The following is a 7,709-nucleotide window of genomic DNA, read 5'->3' as shown; positions in this document are numbered from 1 at the left end:
TAGCAAAATACTTGTGGGTTTTTAGTTTTTTATATTTTATTAATCTTAATAGAGATGATTTAAATTTATACTTTTACTTACAAAGCCGTCCTATAAGGACGGGGTTTTCAACCCAATTCTCTGATAATATATTCCTGAAGACAGATGCAGCGATCGCCCTCGTGTAAAAACTGACCCATCGTTCTACCTAAAGAAACATCGCCTTTAGCCTGCTAATTTGTTAAGATTTATATACATATCAGGGACAGCGGCACAGGTGCAAATTTATCAGAATTGTCAGGGAAGAACAAAGCAGAGCAATAAATTATCCAAAACAACGCTTAAAAATTTCTTGCCCTGACGCTCAAAGGCAAGCAAGTCGTGAATATCGAATTATTAACAGAAAAACTAGAACAACTTAAACAACGTTCCAATTCTAGCAAAGGAACGATCGACCAAATCGAAAACTGGTTAATCGGTTCCCACATTTTGCAGAGATTGCGGATTAATCCTTACTACGTAGCCGGCGATACTGTCAAGAATGTTAAAAGAATTACTTCAGAATTTCTGCACGGAGTAAAAGCCGGCGCTTTTGACCTGCACTGGGACATTCACTGCCCGCACTGCAACATGATAGCAGACGAATTCAAGGATTTGGCAGACGCATCGGAAATGTCTTTTTGCCCGATGTGCGATCGCGAGTTTAACATTGATTTGCTCGATCGCGTCGAAGTTACGTTTTCCCTCAACAAAGAAATCGAAGACCCGAAACTGCGCCCCGTCTGTGCTCCCCCTCCCGTACTTCAGAACAAACTGCAACTGATAACACCTTTATGCTGCTGTGCATCCGAAATAATTATCCTAGAAAGCGGTCAATATCGGTACTGCTGTCCCCTCACCTTAGCTAAAGGGATTTTAAAAGTAGAAGGCGAAGCCACAGAAGAGATACAAGAAATTAAAATCAAGCAGTTAGCGGGGCCAGATTTTGACAAACAAAAGCTGACTGTGCGTCCGGGAAAAGTTAAAATCGAACTAACTAATACCGAGCACAATTTGTCCGGGCTGATTTTGCATCCCGATGAATTGCCCGAAGAATTGACATTAGAACAACTGCCCCTGCGACTGTCAGGAATGCAACTGCTTCACCACCCAGATTACAAGCGTTTGTTCGGCGAAGCAGCGATATCGGAAAGAGAGCGAGTCAAGATTCGCGCGATTACTATTATGTTTACCGATATTACCGGTTCTACCAGAATGTACGAAACCCTGGGAGATACTAAAGCATACAATATTGTGCGCGATCATTTTGAAATTTTCTTTGAGTCGGTAGAGCAATTTGGCGGCAAAGTAATTAAAACCATCGGCGATGCCCTTATGGCTTCTTTTGTTAGCAACGAAGAAGCAATTATGGCGGCGGCTGCTGCTGTCGCCCGTTTCAGAAAGTACAACTCTACTCGCCCACAAGCAGAGTGGATTCGTGTTAGCGTGGGCATTCACCGAGGGACGGCTTTGCTGGTAAATCTCAATAATGCGATCGACTATTTCGGCTCTACAGTCAACAAAGCGGCTCGCATTCAAAATCTTTCTAAAAGTGACGAAGTTTCGTTTTCCGAAGAAGTTTATCACGACCAAGCATTTTTGACAGCCTTAAAAGCTACAGGTGTATCGGAAATTCACAAACGTGTTGAAGATTTAAAGGGTATACAAGGCCCACAAATCGCTTATACCGCGAGGATTAATACGGAATCTGTTATCGCTTTGGCTGCTGAAATAATCGCTGAAAAAAACTAATTTATGAAGGGACGAATATATTGGTTTGTAGGCTCTTTGTGGGAACCACTTAGCAATGAAATTTTAATAACTTAAGCGATTACTCGTTACCAGGAACAGCCTGGTAACGATTAGTATGCCCAATGCCCACCCTTCGACTTCGCTCTTCAGGCAAGATGCCCTGCGCGGGCCAATCCCCTGCGCGGGCCAATGCCCAATCCCCGATAGTACCCGATCTTTCTGATACCAAATTCATAAAATAGCGCTACATATCTACCCCCCCCAACCCCCCCTTATAAAGGGGGGGAGTAAAACTTTCGGTAGTAGCATAACTTTATAAAATTGATATGAGAAAGGCTATAGAAGCCATTGGACATCTTTGAGTTTTTGGGTTGGGTGACATCAAATCCGTTAGCATCGGAATTATAAAATCGAGTCAGATCAATTTTCAAAAAGAATGCAACAGTATTCTTGTTCCCCCCGCAATGCAGCGGGGGGGCTAGGGGGGGTCGAAGAGTGTTGCACAATTTTAGAGAAATGGTATCAGATCAAATCCGCGCTTCATAGTTCTGTATTCATCTCTCTCTTGTCTTCCTCTGTGTTCTCTGCGCCCTAGTAATACCAATTTCATAAAGTAGCGCTAGATATTACCCCCCCAACCCCCCCGCGATTTCGGGGGGGCTAAGACTTCATCCATAGCACATCTTTATAAAAATGGTATAAGGTTAAATCATTCCGATGCTACGGGAAACGATATGACGAGAAATATAGAGAGAAACTGGTTTCTGAGATTTACGCAGAATAGATATCAAATGGGTTCTATATTAGATCAAAAATATTTAACATCGTCCTACGAAATTAGCAACAATTAATGCTAGTTCAACGGGTTTTACAGGCTTAGTAATATGCCTTTGAAAACCTGCCTCGATCGCCCTTTTGCGTTCGGGCTCGCTCGCATAGGCAGTCAGCGCAATGGCTGGGATTTGTCCTCCGGCTGCCTCAGCAAGAGCTCGCACTTCTCGAATCAAGAAATACCCATCTTCCCCCGGCATGGCGATATCGGAGATCAGCACGTCGTATTTGCCGGGATTTTCAGTCAAAGCAGCGATCGCACTTCTGGCAGATTCAACTGTCACAACCTCTGCCCCGTAGCTTTCGAGCACAAATTCCAATAACTCGCGGGTATCGATGCGATCGTCTACAGCTAAAATGTGCAAGCCTTCGAGAGAGGGGACTGTATCGCCGCTACAGGCGTCTGAAGCCGCAGCCGATACAGTTGGTGGAAAATCGATCGCCCCTGTCAACACTTCAGCCGAGTCTGGCAAAGGCAATCTCACAGTTATTGCAGTTCCTTTTCCCTCCCCCGGACTTTCGGCGAGCACGATTCCCCCGTGCAATTGCACCAGATTGTAGACGATCGACAAACCCAATCCCAGCCCTTGATTCGTCTTAATGCTGCTAGAATCTCCTTGGTGGAAGCGCTCGAAAATATGCGGTAACAACTCCGGCGCAATCCCTTTTCCCGTTTCGGTGACTCGAATTTCAGCGCGAAACTCGATCGGCTCCAAGGAAACTTCCACTCGTCCCTCCGGTGGAGTAAACTTAATCGCATTAGACAGAATATTCCACACAACTTGCTGCAAGCGATTGGCATCGCCTAAAACAGTTACAGAAGTCAACTCCGAAACAATTTCAATGTTTTTGGTATCCGCTGATAGTTGAACCCCGTCGAGGGCAGCTTGCACCACTAACCGCAGATCCATCGGACTGGTATCGAGAACGAGCTTGTTGCTGGTAATCCGCGAAATATCCAGAATATCTTCGATTAACTGAGCTTGCGCCAGCGCGCTCCGCTCGATCGTCTCTAGAGCGCGATCGGCGACGGCTTCCTTCAGCCTCCCGGTACGCAGCAGTTTCGCCCACCCCAAGATCGGAGTCAGGGGATTGCGGAGTTCGTGGGAGAGATTCGCCAGAAATTCATCTTTAGTGCGGTTAGCAATTTCTGCTTCTTGGCGGGCCAACTGTTCCTGCTGCAATAACTGCGATCGCTCTGTCTCAAACTGCTTGCGATCGGTGATATCCTCGACAGACAGCAAAATCATTAAAGCTCGGTCTTCTCGTTCAAGTTTGCAAGCATTCAGCAGCATAGTTTTGGAGCCGATATGCTCAAAGAAATGAGTCAAATCAAAGTTTTGCAGCCGAACATCGCTCACCAGAATATCTTCCAGAATCCATCGCAATTGAGGGATATTCCACTGCCCGTTTCCTAGCTCAAACAGCGAAGAGTTCGCTGTTTCTGAGGATAAAACCTGAAACGTTTCATAGAACGATCGATTTGCTTTGTGCACTCGGAAATCAGCATCTAGCGTGACTAAAGGCGTTTGCACAGTTTCCACAATAGTTTCAGCGTAGTTTCGGGCCTCATCCAAGGTTCTGGCACTGAGTTTTAGAGCATCAATATCGATCAAAACCATCACCACGCCCTCAATCTGGTTTTCCGTTGTGCGGTAAGGGCGAATGCGGAGGTTGTACCAATATCCCGACAAAGTTTTAACTTCTCGTTCTTGCGTCTGGAGAGTATCAATCACCTCCAAAATCATCTGTTCCAAGTCAGGAACATCAAGAGTCGATCGGATGTCGCTAAAGGGTCTTCCAATATCTGTGATAATTAGATTAAAAAGTTTCTGCGCCGTTGGCGTAAATCGTCTAATTTCTAAATTGTTTGCCAGCATTAAAACTGGGATATTGATACTAGCAAGCAAATTTGTCAAATCGTTATTGACCAGGCTTTGTTCGAGATTTCGGCTGCGAAGTTCCTCGTTAGTAGTGGTGAGTTCCTCGTTAGTGGCTTGAATCTCTTCTTTTGCCGTTTCTAGTTCCTCGTTGATGCTTTGCAGTTCCTCATTGCTGGAGAGGATTTCTTCGTTGGCAACTTTGAGGTCTTGGTTGAGATATTCCTGCTCCTGAATTAGCGATTGCAGGTGCGATCGCGCCGCAAGTTTTTCTTGGTTAGCGGCGGCAAGCGCCTGCGTCAGCCGCTCATTTTCGGGATCGGAATCACCTCGATCGCCACTTTCAGCGGTGACAGTGGAAAAGTCGATCGCCGGGGCTAAAACTTCTTCAAACAGCACCAAAAAATAGCGTGCTGCGGTGGTGTGGGACTGGAACGGCACCACCTGAATATTCACCACAGACGATCGCCCGCCCCATTCAACCAATACCCTTTCTTTCCTAACAGTCGCGTTCTGCGATTGTGCCTGAGAAATTGCGGTGCGAAGCTCCACAACCAAGCCTCCCCTTGCCATTGTCAGCAAGTTTAAGTCCGGCGTTCCGGCTACCACTCTAAAGTAAGGATCGATATCTCCCCGCACTTGCAGGATTTTCATCTGCTCGTTAACAAGCACGCTGGCTGGGGCATAGCGATTCAAAATCAGTTGGTCAGTTTCGCGCTCTAAGTCAAAATTATCGATCGAATTGTCTTCATTCATTCTCTGTTCTCGAACAGCTTTAGCGGCGGGGTAGAAACTCGGTGCCAACGAAAATGTGGGAGGAGTCGCCGTGAATTTTTTGCTATAAATTTTAGACTTTTTATCAACAGAAGTAAACAAATATGAAAATTTTCCCGTACTTTCAGAACTGCCTAATAACAGAAAGCCTGCTGCGTTGAGACTGTAATGAAAAATCGGCATTACTTTTTTTTGCAGCGACTCTCCCAAGTAGATCAGCACATTGCGGCAGCTAACTAAATCGAGATTGGAAAAAGGCGGATCGCTGCCTAAGTCTTGTCGCGCAAATACACACAGTTCGCGGACTGCTTTGGAGATTCTATAACTACTTCCTTCTTCGATGCGAATAAAGAAGCGATCGCGGCGTTCTGGTGAAACATCTACCATCTGGTTTTCTGAGTAGGTGGCAGACCTCGCTTTGCCGATCGCCGTCTCGCTGATATCTGTAGCAAAAATCTGAATCGGCAGCGAAATAACTCGATCGCTCAAAAACTCTAACAAGCAAATGGCGATCGAATAAACTTCTTCACCTGTAGAACATCCCGCCACCCAAATCCGAATCGAAGCGTCTGGCGATTTATTTTGGGTAATGCTGGGGAAAACCAGCTCTTTTAAATTTTCAAAGGCTTCGGGATCGCGGAAAAAACTGGTAACGTGGATCAAGATTTCTTCATACAAAGCTGTGACTTCAGCCGCATTTTCTCGCAGGTATTCGGCATAATCATCGAGGTTTTCGAGCTTGTACAATACCATCCGCCGCTGGATGCGCCTCGCGATCGTTGTGGGTTTGTAGTGGCTAAAATCAACGCCTGCGGTTGATTTTAGCAGGGCAAAAATAGTTACCAGGGCATCTCCCGGTTCGGGCGATTCTTCAACTTTTGCTAGGGAAATTGTGGAAGTTAGAAGGCCGCTGCTGCTATAGTTTGCCAGTTCCTCGGCAATTTTTTCTGGCGGCAGAACAAAATCGACATTCCCTGTAGCGACAGCGGTATTCGGCATACTATCGAATTTTGCCGTGTCTTGACATTGAGCAAAAGTCATGCCTCCGGCTGCTTTGATTGCCTTGAGCCCTAGGGAACCGTCTCCGTCTCCCCCGGATAATACTACGGCAATTGCTTTGTGGCCGCGATCGGTCGCCAATGAGGTAAAAAACGCATCTCCCGGCATATATTTGCCATAAATCTTCTCGCGCGGGGATAGTTGCAGCACGCCTTTACACAGCACCATCTTGGTGTTGGGCGGAATGATGTAGACTCGATTCGGTTCTACAGTTACGCCGTCTTGTACCTCACTAACAGGCATTTTCGTCTGTCTGGCGAGAATCTCGGTTAGCAGACTTTTGTGATCCGGAGCTAAATGCTGAATCAGCACAAACGCCATACCCGTATCTACCGGCAAATGGCTGAGTAACTGGGTGAAAGCTTCCAGCCCTCCCGCTGAGGCGGCAATCCCAACAATGGGAAAGGGGGCATCGATTTCGGCTAATTGTTGGCTGTCGAGGGCGGCTGGGGCGATCGATTCTGCTGGTTTAATTTCTGGGGAAGATTCATTAGAAGTCATGATATGAAGTCCTGAACTTCAGTTATTAAATAATATTAATTTTTGTTAAACGTACTCTTGAGTAATTCGTACTATTTTTATTTTAAATTAAATTGTCGGTATTCCCTCTCTTTCTCAAGGAGTGACTAGGCAGTTATAATTGTTAGACACCTCCAAAATTTCTGATTTTTGAACGATATTATCGTGGTTTGGACTATCTTTTGCATAATTATTGGAAATGTCTGTGACCTATGAGCCCGCTCCGATCGCTCTATCTGCTATTGTGCGAGACGATCGCGCCATAGTGAGTTAAGGGCGATCGTCCTAGTCTCCGGTGATGCCGGGAGAAACCGGGTTTCTACGACTTTTTGGTTGGATGACGATAAATATAAAGAGAAACCCGGTTTCTAAGATTTAAGCAGGGGAGAGAAACCGGGTTTCTACGACTTTTTGATTAGGTGACGATAAATATAAAGAGAAACCCGGTTTCTGAGATTTACACAGGAGAGAGAAACCGGGTTTCTACGACTTTTTGATTGGGTGACGATAAATATAAAGAGAAACCCGGTTTCTGAGATTTACACAGGAGAGAGAAACCGGGTTTCTACGAATTTTTGGTTGGGTGACGATAAATATAAAGAGAAACCCGGTTTCTGAGATTTACGCAAGGGAGAGAAACCGGGTTTCTACGAATTTTTGGTTGGATGACGATAAATATAAAGAGAAACCCGGTTTCTGAGATTTACGCAAGGGGAAAGAAACCGGGTCTCTACGACTTTTTGATTAGGTGACGATAAATATAAAGAGAAACCCGGTTTCTGAGATTTACGCAAGGGGAAAGAAACCGGGTTTCTACGACTTTTTGGTTGGATGACGATAAATATAAAGAGAAACCCGGTTTCTGAGATTTACGCA

Annotated in this window: 2 protein-coding genes; one reads left to right on the top strand and one right to left on the bottom strand. The window is 45.5% G+C overall.

Annotated elements, in window-relative coordinates; genetic code table 11:
* The first annotated feature begins 360 nt into the window (after positions 1 to 360).
* A complete protein-coding gene (locus AACV78_RS14740) occupies positions 361 to 1,770 on the top strand; it encodes an adenylate/guanylate cyclase domain-containing protein (RefSeq protein ID WP_194013132.1) in 1,410 nt (469 codons plus the stop codon).
* 818 nt (positions 1,771 to 2,588) lie between these two features.
* On the opposite strand, the gene AACV78_RS14735 is transcribed toward AACV78_RS14740, so the two are convergent.
* Positions 2,589 to 6,815, bottom strand: a complete 4,227-nt coding sequence (locus tag AACV78_RS14735; RefSeq protein ID WP_194012995.1) for a chemotaxis protein CheB — start codon at positions 6,813 to 6,815, stop codon at positions 2,589 to 2,591.
* Positions 6,816 to 7,709: the final 894 nt, after the last annotated feature.

Origin of the sequence: Tychonema sp. LEGE 07196 (genome assembly GCF_963890365.1) — a bacterium.
Taxonomy (GTDB): Bacteria; Cyanobacteriota; Cyanobacteriia; order Cyanobacteriales; family Microcoleaceae; genus Microcoleus.
The sequence above is the reverse complement of the archived record's forward strand: the minus strand, read 5'-3'. Positions and strand labels throughout refer to the sequence as shown.